17 protein-coding genes and 1 riboswitch are annotated in these 17,340 nt (G+C 71.5%); of the genes, 12 read left to right on the plus strand and 5 right to left on the minus strand.

Annotation, left to right across the window (positions count from 1 at the left end; translation table 11 throughout):
* Window positions 1-61: 61 nt before the first annotated feature.
* Window positions 62-1,663, plus strand: a complete 1,602-nt coding sequence (locus AB0J42_RS09005) for a transcription antitermination factor NusB (protein ID WP_364290564.1) — start codon at window positions 62-64, stop codon at window positions 1,661-1,663.
* A 55-nt stretch (window positions 1,664-1,718) separates the two neighbouring features.
* Window positions 1,719-2,378, plus strand: a complete 660-nt coding sequence (gene rpe / locus AB0J42_RS09010; RefSeq protein ID WP_364290566.1) for a ribulose-phosphate 3-epimerase — start codon at window positions 1,719-1,721, stop codon at window positions 2,376-2,378.
* Window positions 2,379-2,447: 69 nt separating this feature from the next.
* On the opposite strand, the gene AB0J42_RS09015 is transcribed toward rpe, so the two are convergent.
* The 5 genes from AB0J42_RS09015 to AB0J42_RS09035 are packed head-to-tail and all read right to left on the minus strand — an operon-like array spanning window position 2,448 to window position 8,325.
* Window positions 2,448-3,482 (minus strand): oligopeptide/dipeptide ABC transporter ATP-binding protein, encoded by a 1,035-nt coding sequence (locus tag AB0J42_RS09015; RefSeq protein ID WP_364290568.1) that lies wholly within the window; start codon window positions 3,480-3,482, stop codon window positions 2,448-2,450.
* Window positions 3,479-4,495, minus strand: a complete 1,017-nt coding sequence (locus AB0J42_RS09020; protein ID WP_364290570.1) for an ABC transporter ATP-binding protein — start codon at window positions 4,493-4,495, stop codon at window positions 3,479-3,481. The genes AB0J42_RS09015 and AB0J42_RS09020 overlap by 4 nt, the downstream gene beginning before the upstream one ends.
* Entirely contained in the window at window positions 4,495-5,475 is a 981-nt protein-coding gene (locus AB0J42_RS09025) for an ABC transporter permease (RefSeq protein ID WP_364290572.1), read from the minus strand. The genes AB0J42_RS09020 and AB0J42_RS09025 overlap by 1 nt, the downstream gene beginning before the upstream one ends.
* Before the next feature lie 54 nt (window positions 5,476-5,529).
* Window positions 5,530-7,314, minus strand: coding sequence for an ABC transporter substrate-binding protein (locus AB0J42_RS09030; protein WP_364290574.1), 1,785 nt, complete (start codon window positions 7,312-7,314; stop codon window positions 5,530-5,532).
* A gap of 9 nt (window positions 7,315-7,323) precedes the next feature.
* The gene (locus AB0J42_RS09035; RefSeq protein WP_364290576.1) at window positions 7,324-8,325 is read right to left on the minus strand and encodes an ABC transporter permease; all 1,002 of its coding nucleotides are present in this window, start codon (window positions 8,323-8,325) and stop codon (window positions 7,324-7,326) included.
* A gap of 270 nt (window positions 8,326-8,595) precedes the next feature.
* Here AB0J42_RS09035 and AB0J42_RS09040 point away from each other — a divergent pair, with 270 nt between their 5' ends.
* From AB0J42_RS09040 to AB0J42_RS09085, 10 genes are all read left to right on the plus strand, one after another.
* Window positions 8,596-9,405: an oxygenase MpaB family protein gene (locus AB0J42_RS09040; protein WP_364290578.1), complete on the plus strand. Its 810-nt coding sequence runs from the start codon at window positions 8,596-8,598 to the stop codon at window positions 9,403-9,405.
* 66 nt (window positions 9,406-9,471) lie between these two features.
* Window positions 9,472-9,602: riboswitch (FMN riboswitch) on the plus strand.
* 102 nt (window positions 9,603-9,704) lie between these two features.
* Window positions 9,705-10,799 carry a bifunctional diaminohydroxyphosphoribosylaminopyrimidine deaminase/5-amino-6-(5-phosphoribosylamino)uracil reductase RibD gene (gene ribD, locus AB0J42_RS09045; RefSeq protein WP_364290580.1) on the plus strand — a complete coding sequence of 365 codons (1,095 nt, stop codon included), beginning with the start codon at window positions 9,705-9,707 and terminating at the stop codon, window positions 10,797-10,799.
* The gene (locus AB0J42_RS09050; protein ID WP_364290582.1) at window positions 10,799-11,389 is read left to right on the plus strand and encodes a riboflavin synthase; all 591 of its coding nucleotides are present in this window, start codon (window positions 10,799-10,801) and stop codon (window positions 11,387-11,389) included. Before ribD ends, AB0J42_RS09050 begins: the two co-directional genes overlap by 1 nt.
* Window positions 11,386-12,033 (plus strand): nicotinamide riboside transporter PnuC, encoded by a 648-nt coding sequence (gene pnuC, locus AB0J42_RS09055; RefSeq protein ID WP_364290584.1) that lies wholly within the window; start codon window positions 11,386-11,388, stop codon window positions 12,031-12,033. The genes AB0J42_RS09050 and pnuC overlap by 4 nt, the downstream gene beginning before the upstream one ends.
* Entirely contained in the window at window positions 12,030-13,268 is a 1,239-nt protein-coding gene (locus AB0J42_RS09060; RefSeq protein ID WP_364290586.1) for a bifunctional 3,4-dihydroxy-2-butanone-4-phosphate synthase/GTP cyclohydrolase II, read from the plus strand. Before pnuC ends, AB0J42_RS09060 begins: the two co-directional genes overlap by 4 nt.
* A complete protein-coding gene (gene ribH, locus AB0J42_RS09065) occupies window positions 13,265-13,735 on the plus strand; it encodes a 6,7-dimethyl-8-ribityllumazine synthase (protein WP_364290588.1) in 471 nt (156 codons plus the stop codon). The genes AB0J42_RS09060 and ribH overlap by 4 nt, the downstream gene beginning before the upstream one ends.
* Window positions 13,736-13,755: 20 nt before the next feature.
* Window positions 13,756-14,205 (plus strand): PH domain-containing protein, encoded by a 450-nt coding sequence (locus AB0J42_RS09070; RefSeq protein ID WP_364290590.1) that lies wholly within the window; start codon window positions 13,756-13,758, stop codon window positions 14,203-14,205.
* Between the two features lie 104 nt (window positions 14,206-14,309).
* On the plus strand, window positions 14,310-15,179 hold the full coding sequence (locus AB0J42_RS09075; protein ID WP_364290592.1) for a MoxR family ATPase: 870 nt from the start codon (window positions 14,310-14,312) through the stop codon (window positions 15,177-15,179).
* Window positions 15,169-16,245 carry a VWA domain-containing protein gene (locus tag AB0J42_RS09080; protein ID WP_364290594.1) on the plus strand — a complete coding sequence of 359 codons (1,077 nt, stop codon included), beginning with the start codon at window positions 15,169-15,171 and terminating at the stop codon, window positions 16,243-16,245. Before AB0J42_RS09075 ends, AB0J42_RS09080 begins: the two co-directional genes overlap by 11 nt.
* Complete coding sequence (locus AB0J42_RS09085) at window positions 16,238-17,335, plus strand: XdhC/CoxI family protein (protein WP_364290596.1); 1,098 nt, start codon at window positions 16,238-16,240, stop codon at window positions 17,333-17,335. Before AB0J42_RS09080 ends, AB0J42_RS09085 begins: the two co-directional genes overlap by 8 nt.
* The last annotated feature ends 5 nt before the right edge of the window (window positions 17,336-17,340 follow it).

Here is a 17,340-nt window from a genome sequence, read left to right on the forward strand (position 1 = left end):
GAGCGTCTTGTGTGAGTGCCTGGGCCGGTCGGTCCGGCGGCGCGATGGGAAGTCGGGGGGCATGAGACCACGGGGGTCCGCGGGCAAGGGCAGGCCGCGCCGACCGGTGCGCGATCAGGCGCGCAACGCCGCCTTCGACGTGGTGCGCGCCGTCGCCGAGCGCGACGCGTACGCCAACCTGCTGCTGCCGAAGCTCCTGCGCGAGCGCGGCATCACCGGGCGCGACGCGGCGCTCGCCACCGAGCTGACCTACGGGACGTTGCGCGGGCTCGGCACCTACGACGCGATCATCGACGTGTGCGGCGACCGGGCGCCCGATCCGGTGGTGCGCGACGCGCTCCGGCTCGGCGCCCACCAGTTGCTCAAGATGCGCGTCCCGCCGCACGCCGCCGTCGGCACCACGGTCGATCTGGTACGGCTGCGCGTCGGGCAGGGGCCGGCCAAGTTCGTCAACGCGGTGCTGCGCAAGATCGCCGGGCGGACGCTGGAGGAGTGGGTGGCGATCGTCGCGCCCGATCCTGAGCGCGACCCTGCCGGCCATCTGTCCGTCGCCCACAGCCATCCGCGCTGGGTGGTGACCGCCTTCCGCGACGCGCTCGGCCCGGACGCCGGCGAGACCGTCGAGGTGCTGGCGGCCGACAACGAGCGGCCGCTGGTGACGCTGGTGGCCCGGCCCGGGCGCTCCTCGGTGAAGGAGCTGCGTGACGCGGGCGCCGAACCCGCGCGTTACTCCCCGTACGGGGCCTACCTGCCCGAGGGCGACCCCGGCCAGATCCCGGCTGTGGCCGAGGCCCGGGCGGCGGTGCAGGACGAGGCCAGCCAGTTGGTGGCGCTCGCCCTCACCCGCGTCCCGATCGACGGGCGTGACGAACGCTGGCTCGACCTGTGCGCGGGGCCCGGCGGCAAGGCGGGCCTGCTCGACGCCATCGCCACCCACGGCGACCTGGAGGGCGCTACACCGTCCATCCAGGACGGTGGGAGTGGCGGCACGCCCGTCGGCGAGGCCGGTGAGGTCAGTGGTCCCGGCGGGAGCGGACGTATTCCGGCAGAAGAGATCGGTGCGGCAGCTGGAGGTGCCTCGCTCATCGGCGAGTCCGGTGTGTCCGGTGTGTCCGGTGTGTCTGGGGCCGGTGGGGCCGGGGGCCGGGGTTCTGTGCGGGTGTTCCGGGGTGGGGCGCGGCTGGTGGCCGCTGATGTGCAGCAGCATCGGGCGCGGCTGGTGCGGCAGGCCGTGGGTGAGGCCGGGGTGGTCACGGCGGATGGGACCGAGCCGGCTTGGCGGCCTGGGACGTTCGACCGGGTCATGCTGGACGCGCCCTGTACCGGGCTGGGGGCGCTGCGGCGCAGGCCCGAGGCGCGGTGGCGGCGGGATCCGTCGGGGATCGCGGAGCTGAGCGGGTTGCAGCGGCGGCTGCTCGTCACCGCTCTGGAGGCGGTCAGGCCGGGGGGTGTCGTCGCGTACGTCACCTGTTCGCCGCATCTGGCCGAGACGCGGGTGGTCGTCGGCGACGTGCTGGCGCGCAGGGACGACGTGGAGCAGCTCGACGCGCGCGACTACCTGCCGGAGGTCGGCGGGCTGGGCGACGGGCCGCACGCGCAGTTCTGGCCGCACCGGCACGGGACCGACGCGATGTTCCTGGCCCTGCTCCGGAAGCGTCCGTAACACGCGGGCCTCCCGGGGGATGGCGGGGAGAGGCGACCAATAGACTCGGGGCATCATGGCCGTACAGATCTCTCCCAGCATCCTCTCCGCGGACTTCGCCCGCCTCGCCGACGAGGCCGCCGCGGTGCCTAACGCCGACTGGCTGCACGTGGATGTCATGGACTACCACTTCGTGCCCAACCTGACCCTCGGGCTGCCCGTGGTCGAGGCGTTGCGCAAGGCGACCTCGATCCCGCTCGACTGCCACCTCATGATCAGCGACCCCGACCGGTGGGCGCCGTCGTACGCGGAGGCGGGGGCGGGGAGCGTGACCATCCACGCGGAGGCGGCGTCGGCGCCCGTGCGCACGCTGCGGGAGATCCGGGCGCAGGGGGCCAGGGCGGGGCTCGCGCTCAATCCGGCGACGCCCGTGGAGCCGTACGAGGACCTGCTCGGCGAGCTCGACATGCTGCTGCTGATGACGGTCGAGCCCGGGTTCGGCGGGCAGAAGTTCCTCGACATGGTGCTGCCGAAGATCCGGCGGGCGCGGGCGCTCATCGAACGCCACGGCGGCCAGGTGTGGCTCCAGGTCGACGGCGGGGTCGCGGCCGACACCATCGAGCGGTGCGCCGAGGCGGGGGCCGACGTGTTCGTCGCGGGCAGCGCCGTCTACGGGGCCGACGACCGGCAGGCGGCGATCGACAAGCTGCGCGCCCTGGCCGAACAGGCGTCCTGACCGGCTGAAGGGGCCCCGCCCTGCGGGCAGGGCCCCGGGTAAGTGCCGGAAGGCCAGGTTGAGGACGGGTCAGTCCTTGAGGGCCGGGTCGAGGACGATGTCCCTGCCCGCCGTCGCCTGGTCCTCCGGGAAGTGGCAGGCGGTGAGGTGGCCGTCGCGGTTGCCGTCCAGGCGCACCAGCGGCGGTTCCTCGGTCGCGCACTTGTCCTGCGCCTTCCAGCAGCGGGTGCGGAAGCGGCAGCCGGACGGCGGGTTGATCGGCGAGGGCACGTCGCCCGCCAGGCGGATGCGCTCGCGGGGCGGCGCGTCCAGGTCGGGGTCGGGGACGGCCGACAGCAGGGCGTGCGTGTACGGGTGGCGGGGCTGCTCGTACAGCGACTCCCGGTCGGCGATCTCCACGATCTTGCCGAGGTACATCACGGCGACCCGCTGCGAGAAGTGCCGGACCACGGCCAGGTCGTGCGCGATGAACAGGAACGCGATGCCCAGCTCCCGCTGCAGCTGCTGCAGCAGGTTGATCACCTGGGCCTGGATCGACACGTCCAGCGCCGACACCGGCTCGTCCGCGATGATCAGCTTCGGGTTGACCGACAGCGCCCGGGCGACGCCGATGCGCTGGCGCTGGCCGCCGGAGAACTCGTGCGGGAAGCGGTTGTAGTGCTCGGGGTTGAGCCCGACGATCTCCAGCAGCTCGCGGACCCTGGCCTCCCGGCCGCCCGGCGGGTCGATGCCGTTGATCTCCATCGGGCCCTTGATGATCGACCCGACGGTGTGGCGCGGGTTGAGCGACGAGTACGGGTCCTGGAAGATCATCTGGATCTCGGAGCGGATCGGCTTCAGCGCCCGCCGGGAGGCGTGGCTGATGTCGGCGCCCCGGTAGCTGATCGTGCCCCCGGTGGGCTCCAGCAGCCGGGCGGCCAGCCTGCCCGTGGTGGACTTGCCGCACCCCGACTCGCCGACCAGGCCGAGCGTCTCGCCCTCGTGCACCACCAGGTCGAGCCCGTCCACCGCGTGCACGGCGCCGACCTGGCGCTTGATGAACGAGCCGCCTCTGACGGGGAAGTGCTTCTCCAGGCCGGACAGCTCCAGCAGCTTCTCCGTCACGTCGTCTCCTTACCGGCGGCCCGCGCGCGGATCTCCGCCTTCTGCTTCAGCGGCAGGTAGCAGGCGTCGCCGTGGCCGCGGTGCGGCGACAGCTCCGGCCGCTCGCCGGTGCACACCTCGCGCCCCAGCAGCTCCATGTAGTCGCAGCGGGGGTGGAACGGGCAGCCCGGCGGAACGTTGATCAGGCTGGGTGGGGTGCCGCGGACCGGGCGCAGCGGCACGTCCACCGGGTGGGCCAGGCTCGGCATGGACCCGAGCAGCCCCCAGGTGTAGGGGTGGCGGGGCTCGCGCAGCACCTCGCGCATGGTGCCGCGCTCCACGGCGCGTCCCGCGTACATGACCAGCACGTCGTGCGCGGTGCTGGCCACCACGCCCAGGTCGTGCGTGACCAGGATGATCGCGCTGCCGGACTGTTCTTGCAGGTCGCGCAGCAGGTCGAGGATCTGCGCCTGGACGGTGACGTCCAGCGCGGTGGTCGGCTCGTCGGCGATGAGCAGGCCGGGGTCGCAGACCAGCGCCATCGCGATCATGGCGCGCTGCCGCATGCCGCCGGAGAACTGGTGCGGGTAGTGGTCGACGCGGACCTTGGGCTGCGGGATGCCGACCCGGTCGAGCATCTCGATCGCCCGGTCCCACGCCGCCGACTTGGACGCGCCCTTGTGCTTGCGGTACACCTCGGCGATCTGCGCGCCGATGCTGTGGAACGGGGACAGCGAGGTCAGCGGGTCCTGGAAGATCATCGCGATCTCGTTGCCCCGCAGCCGCTCCATCGTGGAGCGGGACGCGCCCAGCAGCTCCTTGCCGTCGAGCTTGATGCTGCCGGAGATCTTCGAGGTCTCCGGGTTGTGCAGGCCGAGCACGGCCAGGTTCGTCACCGACTTGCCGGAGCCGGACTCGCCCACGATGCCCAGGGTGCTGCCCCGTTCGACCTCGAAGGAGAGCCCGTCCACGGCGTGCACGACGCCGTCCTCGGTGTGGAAGTCGACGGTGAGGTCGTTGACTTCGAGAAACATCAGCTCAGCCTCACGCGGGGGTCGATGACGGCGTACAGGGAATCGACGACCACGTTCATCACCACGATCGCGGCGGCGGCGAGCAGCACCGTGGCCATCAGCGTCGGCAGGTCGGAGTAGTCGACCGCGCGGACCGCGAGCCGGCCGATGCCCTGCAGGCCGAACGTGGTCTCGGTGATGATAGCGCCGCCGATCAGGGTGCCCAGGTCCACGCCGAAGATCGTGACGATCGGCGTGAGCGTGCCGCGCAGCGCGAACCGCAGCACCACGCTCCGTTCCCGCATGCCCTTGGCCCTGGCCGTGCGGACGAAGTCCTCGTTGAGGTTCTCCACCATGGTGGAGCGGGTGATACGGGTGTAGTTGGCGGTGAAGATGATCGCCAGCACCAGCCAGGGCAGCAGCAGGCCGTTGAACCAGCCGAGCGGATCCTCGGTGATCGGCACGTACTTGGGCTGGTGGAACACCTGGGTCTGGTACACGAAGAAATACATGGCCAGGGTGCCGACGAAGTAGATCTGCACCGACGCGCCGATCAGCGACGACACGCTGGCGATCTTGTCGAGCGGCTTGCCCTGGCGCAGCGCGGCGACGATGCCGGTGGCCACGCCGAAGATCAGGAAGATCACCGCGGCGCCGAGCGTGAGCGCGATCGTGACCGGCATCCGGTCCATGATCGTCTCGAACACCGGGGCCTTGTTGACGAACGAGAAGCCGAGACAGGGCGCCGGGCAGTTGCCGAGGCCCTCGTAGTCGCGGCCGACGAAGATCCCGGACAGCCATGACACGAACTGCACCAGGAGCGGCTGGTCGATGCCCAGGTTGCGGCGGGCCTGCTCCAGCGTCTCCGGCGGGCACACCTTGCCGCAGGCGAGCCGGGCCGGGTCGGCGGGGATCGCGTAGAACAGGAAGAAGGTCACCGCCGAGATGACCAGCAGGATGACCGCCGCTCCCAGCACGCGGCGGATGAGGAATCGCAGCACGAGATCTCCAAGAGGGTGCCCCGGGCGCCCGCGCGGACGCCCGGGGCGGGGGCACTACGGCTTCACGAAGATGGTGTTCGGGGAGATGATCCACATCTGCGGATCGACCTCCGCACCACCGATCTTGGAACCGCGCAGCCAGGTCCCGATCCGGTTCTCGGCGACGACCAGCGGCGCGTGCTTCTCCTGGACCTCCCGGTCCAGGGCCATCCAGGCGGCGTTGGCCGCGTCGATGTCCGGGTTCTCGGAGATCTCCTTCATCTTCGCGTCCAGCTCGGGGTCGCGCAGGTGCGTCAGGTTGTAGCCGCCGTCGCGGACCGGGCCGAAGATGAGCGGCATCACGGTCGAGCCGGACGGCCAGTCGGCGCCCCAGCCGCCCCAGTACAGGTCGAACCCGTTCTCGACCTGGCTGATCGAGTCGTAGTACGTCTTGCGGTCCAGCGGCTTGGTCACGACCTTGATGCCGGCCTTCTCCAGGGCGTTCTTGATCACGACGGTGATCTGCTCCTGGACCGGCGTCTGGTTGTAGGCGTAGACGATGGTCGGGTTCGGGTCGCTCGACTCGGCCAGCAGCTCCTTGGCCTTCTCGATGTCGCCCTCGGGCTTCTCGGTCTTGCCGTACAGGTCGTACGCCTCGTACCCGACCGTGGTGTTCTCGTTCAGGATCGTCGTCGGCAGCGCCGCGGCGGCCGGGCCGCCCATCGTCTGCTGGATCTGCTTCGACGGCCACGCGTAGTTGATCGCCTGGCGGATCTTGATGTCCTTCACCCGGTCGAGGTTGAAGTAGTAGTAGTTGCCGTACGGCGAGGGGCTGATCATGCGCCGCTCGGCGAGGCTGTCGTCCTGGAGCACCTGCTGCAGACGCTCCGGCGGCACGGACGCGTAGAAGGTGAACGCCTGCTGGTCAGGGCCGTTGTCCGCGACGAGGCGGTCGGTGATCTGCAGGTTCTCCTGGCCGAACTCCAGCTTCCACACGTCCGGGTAGGCGCCGCGGATGGGGTCGGTGGCGGGGTCCCAGTGCGGGTTGCGCTCCAGCTCCATCGACTTGTCGACGGTGTGGGACTTGATCATGTACGGGCCGGAGGAGACGGGCTCCTTGTCGTACTTCTCCTTGGTGTCCTTGTCCTTGGGCACGATGGAGTAGCCGGCCATGGCGAAGGCGTAGTTGGCGTCGGCGTGCGGCGTCTTGAACTTGAAGACGACGGTCTTCTCGTCCGGCGTCTCGATGGCGTCGAGCCGCTTGCCGTCGTACGGGCCCTCGTACGCCTTGCGGTAGTCCTCCTCGGTCAGCCACTGCTGGATGTACGCGGGACCGAAGGTGATGAACGGGGCGAACATCCGCTCGATCGACCACTTCACGTCCTCGGACGTGATCGGCGAGCCGTCCTGCCACTTCACCCCGTCCTTGAGGGTGAAGGTCCAGGTCTTGCCGCCGTCGGACACCGTGCCCGCGTCGGTGGCCAGGTCGCCCACCAGCTTGTACTCGCCCTCGGCGACCCGCTTGTAGCCGGTCAGGCCGCGGTGGATGAGCAGGCTGAAGTTGGCCTCGGTGTTGGTGTAGATCTGGGCCGGGTCCAGGTGGGCGAAGTCGTCACGGTCGATCATGGTGACGGTGCCGCCCTTGACCACGCCCTCCGGCTCGATGGCCGGGCCCACGGAGTCCTCGGCGGTGCCGAGGCTGATCACGGGGACCTTGTACTCCGCCTGTGGCGGCGCGGCGGTCTCTCCGGAACTGGGGGCCGCCGACGGCGCGCCCTGGTTGCCCGGCGCGCACGCGCCGACCAACGCCAGGGACGCCGCGGCGAGCACCGCGAGCACCGACCTCGTACGGTGGTTCATCTCTCTCCTCTAGCGCTTGATCTTGGGGTCGAAAGCGTCGCGTACGGAGTCGCCGAGCAGGTTGAAGGCGACCACGAAGATCAGCAGAGCGACGCCGGGGAAGATCAGGTACGTGATGTCGTTCTGGTAGACCTGGGTCGCCCGCAGGAACATCCGCCCCCAGTCGGGCACCAGTTCGCCCATCCCGACCCCGAGGAACGACAGCCCCGCCTCGGCCGTCACCATCGCCGGCAGCAGCAGCGTCGACTGGATGAGGATCGGCGTCCACAGGTTGGGCAGCAGTTCCTTGAAGACGATCCGGGCCGGGGACGCCCCGGTGACCTTGGCGGCCTCGACGAACTCCCGCTCGCGCAGCGACAGCACGTAGCCGCGGAGCAGCCGGGCCAGGCCCGCCCAGCCGAAGGCGCTGAGCATGATCGTCAGTGAGACCGCGCGCAGCATGACCGGCGTCTCCTCGTCGGGCGCGACCAGGAGGCTCTCCACCACCGGCATGAACGCGATGATGAAGATCGTCGACGGGAAGGACAGCGTCAGGTCGATGATCCGCCCGACGAAGTAGTCGGTCCTGCCGCCGAGGTAGCCGGCCACGACGCCGATCACGATGCCGAGCGTGGTGATGATCAGCGTGGCGGCCACGGCGATGCCGAGCGACGTCCTGATGCCGTACACGAGTTGCGTGAACACGTCGCGCCCCAGGCTGGGCTCCAGCCCGAACCAGTACTCGGAGCTGATGCCGCCGTTGGGCAGGATCGGATAGCCGTAGTCGTTCAGCAGTCCGGGGATGTCCTGCCCGTACAGCGTGTACGGGTCCTTGCCGTACAGCCACGAGATCACGGGGGCGAAGAGCGCGACCAGGAAGAAGAAGAGGACGATCACCGCGGAGGCGATGCCGACGCGGTCGCGGCGGAAGCGCATCCACATGAGCTGGCCGGGTGAGCGGCCGGCGGTCTCCTGGGGTTCGGTCACGGACGCCGCGTCGGGGGTGATCGTGGTGGACGTCGGTGTCGTCATGAAGTCGGGGTCCCTCAAGCACGTACGAAATCCGGAAATTCCGGGCCAGAGGTGACGTTTCCAGTCCTGTCGGGAAATGACAATGGCCCGGCGGCTTCTTGTAAATTTGTTGTAAAAATTACATTCGGTCGTGCTCGCAAAGTCGTTGACCCTGCGTAGTGAAAGATGCCAGCATAGTGACCCGGATAAACCCTCCTTATTCACGGAATCACGGCACAATCAGGACACATCTGTGACATAACCCCGGCCCTGGCTGGGTACCCCGTCGGCATGGAAGACCACGGGCTGTTCGGGCCGGAGTCCGTGACGTGGCGGGTGATGGGCGAGCCGATTCTGCTGGTCGGCGGCTTCCGGGCGCTTCTCATGCAGGGCCTCCATCCCCGTGCGATGCGCGGCGTCCTGCAGAACTCCGCACTTATGGATCCCGCCGAAGCCTGGGCGCGTTTCGTCCGGACCACCGAATTCGTCCGCGTCCGCACGTACGGGACGCGCGCCGAGGTCGAGCGGGCGGGCCGCCGGGTCCGCAGGATCCACGCCACGCTCACCGCGTGCGACCCCGACACCGGCGAGCGCTACCGCCTCGACGAGCCCGAGTCGCTGCGCTGGGTGCACGTCGGCGAGGTCGACTCCTACCTGACCGTGGCCCGCCGCGCCGGGGTGCGGCTGAGCGACGCCGACGCGGACGCCTTCGTGGCCGAGTGGCGCCGCGCCGCCGAGGTCGTCGGCCTGGACCCGGGGAGCGTGCCCGGCTCCGTCGCCGAGCTGCACGCCTACATCGAGTCCGCCCGCCCGTGGCTGCGCCTCGTCCCGGAGGCGGCGCATCCGCTCCGCTCCTCACTCAGCACGCCGCTGCCGGGCCTGCTCGCCACCCTGCGGCCCGTGGTGCCGGCCCTGACCGTGCTCGCCTTCGCCACCCTGCCGCGCTGGGCCAGACGCCTGTACGGGGTGCCCGCGACGCCGTTCGGCGACCTGTGGGCGACAGGAGTCCTGCGGACCCTGCAGACCGGCATCGGCCTGGTCCCGGCGAACGTCCGCTACAGCCCGGACGCCCGCCGCGCCCGCAGGCTCATGACCGCCTGACCCCTAAGATCCCCGGCCCTGGTCGCACGCATGATTTCCGGCATGGCACACTGGTAGAGACAGAGCTAGCGTGCTCCGGGGTCGGTGAAAGTCCGAACCGGCGGTGACAGTCCGCGACCCGGCCGAGGCCATCGGCCGGTTGACCCGGTGAAATTCCGGGACCGACGGTGAAAGTCCGGATGGGAGGAAGCGCGCGGGTGCCCGGCGTCTCGCCGGGTGCCGAGAAGGTGCGTTCGCGCACCCGTCATACCCCCCGGGGCCCGCCACGGCTTGGAGCTACTGGCGAGTAGGAGGCCCCGGTGGCGGGATCCCCGCAGGACGCGGTCCACATGGCCCGCGCCGTCGAACTGGCCGCCCGCGGGCACGGCCGCACCAGCCCCAACCCCGTCGTCGGCTGCGTCGTGCTCGACGCCGCGGGCCGCGTCGCGGGGGAGGGGTTCCATCCGTACGCGGGAGGACCGCACGCCGAGGCCGCCGCCCTGCGCGAGGCGGGGGAGCGGGTTCGCGGCGGCACCGCGTACGTGACCCTCGAACCCTGCGACCACACCGGCAGGACCGGCCCGTGCACCCGCGCCCTGCTGAGAGCGGGCGTGGCCCGCGTCGTCTACGCGGTCGCCGACCCCAACCCGAAGGCCGCCGGCGGCGCCGCGCGGCTGCGCGCGGCCGGGATCGACGTGACGGCCGGAGTGCTGGCCGAGGAGGCGGAGCGGGTCAACGCCGAGTGGCTGACCTTCGCCCGGCTCGGCCGCCCGCACGTGACGTGGAAGTTCGCAGCCACCCTCGACGGCCGCTCCTCCGCCGCCGACGGCACCAGCCAGTGGATCACCTCCCCCGAGGCCCGGGCCGACGTGCACCGGCTGCGCGCCCGCAGCGACGCAATCCTGGCCGGCGTCGGCACCGTGCTGGCCGACGACCCGCACCTCACCGCCAGGCCCGCCCTGACCGAGGGCCGCCCGCTGCGCGTGGTGGCCGACCCGGACGCCAGGACCCCCGCCACCGCGCGGGTGCTCGACGGCGCCGCGCCCACGCTCGTCGCCGTCGCCGCCGACACCGTCACGGCCCTCGGCGCCGACCTGCTGCGCGTGCCCCGCGACGCAGGCGGCCTGGACCTGCGCGCGCTGCTCAAGGAACTCGCCGCCCGCGACGTGATCAGCGTGTTCCTGGAAGGCGGCCCCACGCTGGCCGGAGCGTTCCTGGCCGCCGGGCTGGTCGACCGGATCGTCGCCTACGTCGCCCCCGCCCTGCTGGGCGCGGGCGCCGCCGCGCTGGGCGAGGCCGGGGTGCGCACCATCGGCGAGGCGCACCGCCTGATCTTCGAAGAGGTTTCCTCCATCGGGCCTGACGTGCGGCTCGTCGCACGCCCCGCGCCCCCGCAACCCCGCAGGGAGAAGTGATGTTCACCGGAATCATCGAGGAGCAGGGCGAGGTCGTCGCCGTGGAGCCGGAAGGCGGCGGCGCCAGGCTGTCGGTGCGCGGCCCCGTGGTGACCTCCGACGCCCGCCACGGCGACTCGATCGCCGTCAACGGCGTCTGCCTCACCGTCGTGGAGGTGCGCGGCGACGTCTTCACCGTGGACGTGATGAAGGAGTCGCTCGACCGCAGCTCGCTGGGCGCCCTGTCGGAGGGGTCCGGGGTCAACCTGGAACGTGCCGTCCGCGCCGACCAGCGGCTCGGCGGCCACATCGTGCAGGGTCACGTCGACGGCACCGCCGAGCTGCTGTCCCGGGAGCCCGGCGACAACTGGGAGAACATGCGCTTCACCCTGCCCGCCTCCCTCGGCAGGTACGTCGCGGAGAAGGGTTCGATCGCCGTCGACGGAATCAGCCTGACCGTGACGACCGTTGACGAGGGAAGCTTCGGCGTGAGCCTCATCCCGACCACGCTCAAACTGACCACCCTGGGCGAGCGGCAGCCGGGCGACCTGGTGAACATCGAGGTGGACGTGATCGCGAAGTACGTGGAGAGGCTGGTGGGCGCCCGATGAGCTGGGCGGACGCATCGATCGAGATCTTCGGTCTGCCGGTGCGGTGGACCGATCTGATCGGCAACATCTGCGCCCTGGCGACCGTGGTGTTCGCCATGCGCAAGTCCATCTGGACCTGGCCGGTCCAGTTCACCGGCGCCGTCCTGCTGTTCGCCGCCTCCGTCAGCGCGCACGTCACCGGCAACGCGCTCAAGCAGGTCCTGTTCGGCCTGCTGGCGGTCTACGGCTTCTGGAAGTGGCGCCAGGGCACCCAGGAGCACGCGCTGCGGGTGCGGCCCGCGACCGGCCGGGAGCGGCTGGCGCTGATCGCCGCGGCCGTGGTCGGCACGATCGTGGTGACGGCGCTGTTCAAGACGTTCAACCTCTCCTGGTACCCGGACGCGCCGCTGGCCATCGTGGCCGCCGACGCCTACATCTTCGTCGGCGGCGCGGTCGCCACGTGGGCGCAGGGCCGCGCGCTCGTCGACTTCTGGATCGTCTGGGTCGCGGTCGACCTCGTCGGGGTGCCGGTCGCGTTCAACTCCGGGCTGTACGTCTCCGGCACCGTGTACGCGATCTTCTTCGTGATGGTGCTGGCCGGCTTCGTCAAGTGGCTGCGCGAATACCGGGCCACCACCGCGGCGAGCGTGGCGGTGGCGGCATGACCGGGAGCATCCTCGACCCCGTCGAGCGGGCGATCGACGACATCCGCAACGGCCGCCCCGTGGTGGTCGTCGACGACGAGAACCGCGAGAACGAGGGCGACATCATCTTCGCCGCCGCCAAGGCGACCCCCGAGCTGCTCGCCTTCACCATCAGGTACACCAGCGGCGTGATCTGCGTGCCGATGGAGGGCCAGGACCTCGACCGGCTCGGCCTGCCGCTCATGGTCCAGGACAACCAGGAGCGGCTGCGCACCGCGTACACGATCAGCGTGGACGCCCGCGACGGCATCACGACCGGCATCTCGGCCGCCGACCGGGCGAAGACCATCCGGGCGCTGGCCGACTCCGCGACCGAGCCGGACGAGCTGGTCCGGCCCGGCCACATCTTCCCGCTGCGCTACCGCGAGGGCGGCGTGCTGGTCCGGCGCGGCCACACCGAGGCCGCCGTCGACCTGGCCAGGCTCGCCGGGCTCGCCCCCGCCGGGGTGCTGGCCGAGGTGGTCAACGACGACGGCACCATGGCCAGGCTGCCCGAGCTGCGCGCCTTCGCCGACGAGCACGGCCTGGCGCTCGTCTCCATCGAGCAGCTCGTCGACCACCGGCGGCGGACCGAGAACATGGTCACCCGGGTGGCCGAGACCAAGCTGCCCAACGAGCACGGGCTCTGGCGGGCGTACGGCTACTCCAGCGCCCTCGACGGCGGCGAGCACGTCGCGCTCGTGCTGGGCGACCTCGGTGACGGCGAGGACGTGCTGGTCCGCGCCCACTCCGAGTGCCTGACCGGCGACGTGTTCGGCTCGCTGCGCTGCGACTGCGGGGTGCAGCTCGACCGCGCGATGGCGGCGATCGCCGAGGAGGGCCGCGGCGTGATCGTCTACCTGCGCGGCCACGAGGGCCGCGGCATCGGGCTGCTGGCCAAGCTCCGCGCCTACAGCCTCCAGGACGCCGGGGTCGACACCGTCGACGCCAACGTCGAGCTGGGGCTGCCGGTGGACGCCCGGGAGTTCTCCAACGCCGCCCAGATCCTCGCCGACCTGGGGATCAAGGGAGTGCGGCTGCTGACCAACAACCCGGCCAAGATGGCGGGAATGGACGGCTACGGCATCAAGGTCCTCGGCCGCGAGCCGATGCCCGTCGCCGTCAACCCGTACAACACGCGCTACCTGCAGGCCAAGCGCGACCGGCTGGGACACGAGATCAACGGCGAGATCGACAAGATCCAGGAGGCGTCATGAGCGGCGAGGGACGTCCGGCGATCACCGCGGTGCCGGACGCGTCGGGGCTGACCGTCGGCGTGGTGGCCGCGCGCTGGCACGCCGACATCACCGACCGGCTGGTGGACCACGCGGTGCGCGCCTGCGAGGACGCCGGCGCCACCGCCACGGTGGTACGGGTGCCGGGCTCGCTGGAGCTGCCCGTGATCGCCCAGGCGCTGGCCCGCCGCTGCGATGCGGTGGTGGCGCTGGGCGCGGTGATCCGCGGCGAGACCGCCCACTTCGACTACGTGTGCGACTCGGTCACCGCCGGGCTGACCAGGGTCTCGCTCGACGAACGCACCCCGGTCGGCAACGGGGTGCTCACCTGCGACACCCTCGATCAGGCGCTCGACCGTTCGGGACTGCCGGACAGCAAGGAGGACAAGGGGTACGAGTCCGCGATCGCGGCGCTGGAGACCGCACTCCTCCTGAGGGCCCTGGCCTGACCTGCGGTAGATTCACGATCGTGTCTGCGTCCGTAACTCCTCCTCCGCTGCCGGTCACCTGGCGTCCGCGCCGGGGGAGGATCGTCGCCTACGTCCTCGCCGCGCTGATCATCCTCGGCGCGGTGGTGATGGCGATCCTGATCGCCCCGCCGTTCCAGCTGCCCGACCGGATCGGGATCGTGGGGTTCGGCTGCGCGGTGGCGTACGTGCTCCACCTGCTGGGCCGGGTCCGGGTGGAGGCCGACGAGGAGGGCGTCACCCTGGTCAACGCGCTCCGCACCCACCGCTACACCTGGCCCGAGGTCATCGCCGTGACCTTCACGCAGGGAGATCCGTGGCCCCGGATCGACTTCTCCGACGGGCGGACGATCGGCGCGATGGGCATCCAGGGCTCCGAGAAGCCCGCCGCCCGCCGCGCCATCGCCGAGCTCGCCGCGCTCATCCGGGCCCGCAGCGAGGCCCCCGAGTAGTCGCCCCCGAGTAGTCGCCACCGAGTAGTCACGGAGTACGGGGAATATCAGGAAAGCGCGGTGACCCATAGCCTGAAAGCGCCACACGGCCGACAATAAGGGCGATGGACATCGAGTCGCCGGAGAAGCTCATCGAGCTGCTCGACCGGCATGCGTATCTGGCTGACGACGGACTGGCCACCGCGGCGTTCCTGGCGCTGCGCATGCGGCGGCCGCTGTTTCTGGAAGGAGAGGCGGGCGTCGGGAAGACCGAGCTGGCCAAGACGCTGGCCGGCCTGCTCGGCGCGCCGCTGATCCGGCTGCAGTGCTACGAGGGCCTGGACGCCGCCCAGGCCCTGTACGACTGGGACTTCGCCCGGCAGCTGCTCCACCTCAAGGCCGCCGAGGCGGCGGGCGTGACCGACGTGCGGCGACTCGAAGGGGAGATCTACGACCGGCGCTTCCTCATCGCCCGGCCCCTGCTCAAGGCGCTGGAGACGGAGCCGAGCGTGCTCCTGGTGGACGAGATCGACCGGGCCGACGACGAGTTCGAGGCGTTCCTGCTGGAGGTGCTGTCGGACTTCACCATCTCCATCCCCGAGCTCGGCACGATCAAGGCGGAGACGCCGCCGGTCGTCGTGGTGACCTCCAACCGGACCAGGGAGGTGCACGACGCGCTCAAGCGGCGCTGCCTCTACCACTGGCTGGAGCACCCGAGCTTCGACCGCGAGGTGGCGATCCTGCTGCGCCGCCTGCCCGCCTGCACCGAGACGCTGGCGCGGCAGGTCGCCGGGGCCGCGGCCCGGCTGCGCGCGGCCGACCTGGTCAAGCCGCCGGGCGTGGCCGAGACCCTCGACTGGACCGAGGCGCTGCTCACGCTCGGCGCCCGCGAGCTGGACCCGGACCGGGCCGCCGCCACGCTGGGCGCCGCGCTCAAGTACCGCGAGGACGTCGAACGGGTCCTCGGCGACGGGCTGCTCCGCCATGAGCGCTGACCTGGCCGCCACCATGACCGGCTTCGCCCGTACGCTGCGGGCGGCCGGGGTGGCGGCCGACCACGAGCGCACGCAGGGCTTCCTGAGCGCGCTCGAACAGCTCGACGTCGCCGACCCCGGCGACGTCTACTGGGCGGGCCGCCTCACGCTCTGCGCGGGCCCCGACGACCTGCCCCGCTACGACCGCTGCTTCCAGGCGTACTTCGGCGGCGCCAAGGCCACCGCCGCCCCGGCCGCCGTCACCTCCGTCACCCGGCACACCGCCGCCGACGCGCAGAGCGCCGAGGGCGAGCAGGACGGCGAGGCCGCGCCCGCCACCGCCAGCCGCACCGAGGTCCTGCGCCACCGGGACGTCGCCCGGCTCACCGAGGCCGAGCGCGCCGAGGTGCACCGGATGCTCGCCATGCTCAGGGCCGGGCGGGCGCCGCGCCGATCGCGCCGGTACGAGAGCGCCCACCGGGGCGTGCTCGACCAGCGCCGCACCATCCGCGACGCGCTCAGGAAAGGCGAGGTGGCCCGGCTGCGGCACCGCAGGCACACCACCAAGCCGCGCCGCGTCGTGCTCTTCGTGGACGTGAGCGGCTCCATGGCGCCGTACGCGGAGACGCTGCTGCGCTACGCGCACGCCCTGGTGCGCAGCGAGCCGCGCGCCACCCGCGTCTTCTCGGTCGGCACCCGGCTGACCCCCGTCACCGCCGAGCTGCGCCACCGCGACCCCGGCACCGCCCTGGACGCGGTGTCGCGGGCCATCCCCGACTGGAGCGGCGGCACCCGGCTGGGGGAGGAGCTGAAGGAGTTCCTGGGCCGGTACAGCGCGCGCGGCGCGATCGCGGTCATCGCCTCCGACGGCTGGGAGCGGGGGGACCCGGAGCTGCTGCGCGCGCAGATGGCCAGGCTCGCCAGGCAGGCACACCGGGTAATCTGGGTAAACCCGCATAAAGGGTACGAAGATTACCAGCCGCTCACCGGCGGCATGCGGGCCGCCCTGCCCTACCTCGACGCTCTGGTGGCCGGGCACAGCCTGGCCGCCTACGAGGAACTCACCGAAAGGCTCGCCCATGCGTGACGTGCTCCCCGAGATCATGTCCTGGTGGAGGTCGGGGCTCGAGTTCGGGCTCGCGACCGTGGTCGGCACCTTCAGCAGCGCCCCCAGGCCACCCGGCGCCGCCATGGCCGTGCACGGCCAGGAGGTGGTCGGCAGCGTGTCCGGCGGCTGCGTCGAAGGCGCGGTGTTCGAGCTGGCCACCGAGGTCACCCAGACCCGCGCCCCCGTCCTGCAGCGGTACGGGGTCAGCGACGACGACGCGTTCTCCGTCGGGCTCACCTGCGGCGGCATCATCGACATCCTCGTCGAGCCGGTCTCCCGCGACACCTTCCCCGAGCTGGGCCAGGTGGCCGAGTCGATCGAGAAGCACGAGCCGGTCGCCGTCGCCACCGTCATCTCCGGCCCCGGCCAGGTCGGCGCCCGCCGGGTCATCTGGCCCGACCGCGCCTCCGGCTCGCTCGGCCCGCGCCGCCTCGACGACGCCGTGGACGACGACGCGCGCGGCATGCTGGCCCAGGGGCTGACCGGGATCCGCCACTACGGAGGCGAGGGCGAACGGCGGCTGGACGACCTGGCCGTGTTCGTGCACTCGTTCGCGCCGCCGCCCCGGATGCTCGTCTTCGGCGCCATCGACTTCGCCGCGGCGGTCGCCCGGATCGGCAAGTTCCTCGGCTACCACGTCACCGTCTGCGACGCCCGGCCCGTCTTCGCCACCGCCAAGCGCTTCCCGGAGGCCGACGAGGTCGTGGTCAGCTGGCCGCACGACTACCTGTCGTCCGTCGAGGTGGACGAGCGCACGGCCATCTGCGTGCTCACCCACGACCCCAAGTTCGACGTGCCGCTGCTGGAGGTGGCGCTGCGCACGCCCGCCGGGTACGTGGGAGCCATGGGCTCACGCCGCACCCACGACGACCGGATGGCCCGCCTGCGCGAGGCCGGGATGACCGAGGACGAGCTGGCCCGGCTGCGCTCGCCCATCGGGCTGGACCTGGGGGCGCGCACGCCCGAGGAGACCGCCGTGTCCATCGCCGCCGAGCTGATCCAGATCCGCTGGGGCGGGTCCGGCAAGCCGCTGTCGACCACCCGGGGCCGCATCCACCGCGACACGTAGGAGGC

Origin of the sequence: Nonomuraea sp. NPDC049649 (assembly GCF_040675175.1) — a bacterium.
Taxonomy (GTDB): domain Bacteria; phylum Actinomycetota; class Actinomycetes; order Streptosporangiales; family Streptosporangiaceae; genus Nonomuraea.